The organism is Bacteroides sp. 519 (assembly GCF_010500955.1).
Lineage (GTDB): Bacteria > Bacteroidota > Bacteroidia > Bacteroidales > Bacteroidaceae > Bacteroides.
Map to the genome: position 1 here is coordinate 1 of NZ_QVMJ01000061.1, position 2,444 is coordinate 2,444.

Genomic DNA, 2,444 nt, shown 5'->3' on the forward strand with positions numbered 1-2,444 from the left:
TGGGTGCGACACGAAGTCGCGTAAATGATTGTTTGAAGTTCCGCTCCACGAGTTGGAATGGAACGCTTGAACCTGCTGTTCCGTCAGCAGTAGCCTACAACCAGATGCACCAAATAGTGATATAATGTATCAAGCTGGTTGGACAATGTACTCCTCCCGAAAGGGGTAGACAGAACCGCGAGGGAAAGTCAATGGCTGTTAGTATCATACAGTCGGGAGGCTAGGCTGAGTAGTATGGTTAGCATAAGCGAACTGTTGTGTAAACATCGTAAAGTCGTAAGGAGCGCAAGATACTATTTCAAGCTCCACCCAAAATGGGATGCAGCCAGTTAATCCCCTCCACGGTGGGATTACACGGATATAAGTGCTGTCGGTGGATGAGACAGAACCTAACCTACTCGTTAGTCATTGTACGTGGAACGTGGTAAGCCTGTATTTCTCCTGTCATTATGGCAGGTAAGCGAGCCGTAAGGTGAGCCGAATGGAATGCAGGTATAAGATTGCGGAAAAAGCGAATGCCACCTTGTAATGAGGAGGATACGGGTTGAGCCCTGTTTATGTATTAAACAGGACGATATTATCCGACACGAAAGTGGGCAGACTTCTGCGTTAGGTAATTCTTTACAATTAACTTTTAGAACTTTTGAAAGTGGAAAAGCAAATGAACGAAATTAAAACATCGTGTGCACCTGCTGATAACCGGCAAACATCTTGGGACAGTATTAACTGGCTCAAATGTGAGTTGGCTATAAAGAAGCTACAAGCACGAATTGTAAAGGCTCAAAAAGAGGGCAGCCATGGTAAGGTGAAAGCCTTGCAATGGACGCTTACTCACTCGTTCTACGCCAAAGCATTGGCGGTAAGAAGAGTAACTTCTAATAGCGGCAGTAAAACCGCAGGGGTTGACCTTGTAACATGGGAAGACTCCGAAACAAAGTTTCAAGCAATTGGAACGTTGAAAAGACGTGGTTACCAGCCACAACCCCTAAGACGGATTCATATTAAGAAAAGCAATGGTAAACTTCGACCGTTGGGAATACCGACAATGAGAGACCGGGCCATGCAAGCCCTTTACCTGATGGCGTTAGAACCCGTGGCAGAAACTACGGCAGACACCCGTTCGTATGGATTCCGCAAGGAACGCTGTACAATGGATGCAGTACAACAATGCCATAATGTGCTACGCAAAGGATATTCTCCCGAATGGATTTTAGAGGGAGATATAAAAGGATGCTTTGACCATATCAGCCATGAATGGTTGCTGAACAATATCCCTATGGATAAAGTGATGCTCCGCAAATGGTTGGAATGTGGCTTTGTCTTTAACAAACAGTTGTTTCCGACAGAAGAGGGAACCCCGCAAGGCGGTATCATTTCGCCGACTTTAGCGAATATGGCTCTGGATGGGTTACAGAAGGTTCTTGCTGACAAGTACAAACGAAAAAATGTTAAAGGCAAACTCTATTCGCCAATGGTGAATTTGATTCGTTATGCCGACGACTTTATTATCACGTCAGAGAACAGAGAGGTATTGGAAACGGAAATCAAACCATTGGTTGCTGAATTTCTTGCTGAAAGGGGATTAACCCTCTCGGAGGAGAAAACGATGATAACCAACATCAACGATGGGTTTGATTTTCTCGGATTCAATATCAGGAAGTTCAAGAATCAGATATTGACAAAACCATCCAAGCCTGCACAAAAACGTTTTCTTGCTAAGGTCAGAACGACCATCAAGAGTAACAAAGCGTGTAAGCAGGAGTCATTGATACGGCTATTGAATCCGATGATAACGGGTTGGGGTAATTATTACAAACATGGAGCTACGAGGGATGCGTTTCACTGGGCTGACCATCAAATTTTCAATGCACTGTGGCAATGGGCTAAACGCAGACACTCGAAAAAGGGTAAACGCTGGATAGCTGACAAATATTGGCATGTTGCAAAAGGAAACGGGTGGCACTTTACATCATACTTTAAGAAACCAAAAGGAAAGCAGGATAGTCTGACATTGAAAAATTTGTCGAATATCCATTTTATCCAATACACACAAATTAAAGGTGATGCTAATCCGTTTGATCCGGAGTATGATAAATACTTCGACCAGAGGGAGACCCAGAAAATGCTTATCACGTTGAAAGGGAGGAATTCCTTGCTTTACCTATGGAAAAAGCAAGACAGGAAATGCCCGTTATGTGGTATGCCGATTGACCGTGTTTTACCGTGGAATGTAACCGAAAAGGTTGTAAACGGTAAGATACAAAGGTCTTTGGTGCATGATAAATGTTACAAACAATTTAGAAAACAACAAAATTAGAAGTTATGAGCCGGTTTCAATATACAAAGAGAAACTTAGAGTTGCTTGAGCCGTATGAGTGGAAACGCTCACGTACGGTTCTTAGGGGGGAAAGCTCCTGTAAGGGAGCTGACCTACCCGATCGACC

1 protein-coding gene is annotated in these 2,444 nt (G+C 43.8%); it reads left to right on the forward strand.

The window, feature by feature from the left end; all coding sequences use genetic code 11:
• The first annotated feature begins 661 nt into the window (after nucleotides 1-661).
• The gene (ltrA, locus tag D0T85_RS21880; RefSeq protein WP_163215652.1) at nucleotides 662-2,317 is read left to right on the forward strand and encodes a group II intron reverse transcriptase/maturase; all 1,656 of its coding nucleotides are present in this window, start codon (nucleotides 662-664) and stop codon (nucleotides 2,315-2,317) included.
• Nucleotides 2,318-2,444 lie beyond the last annotated feature (127 nt).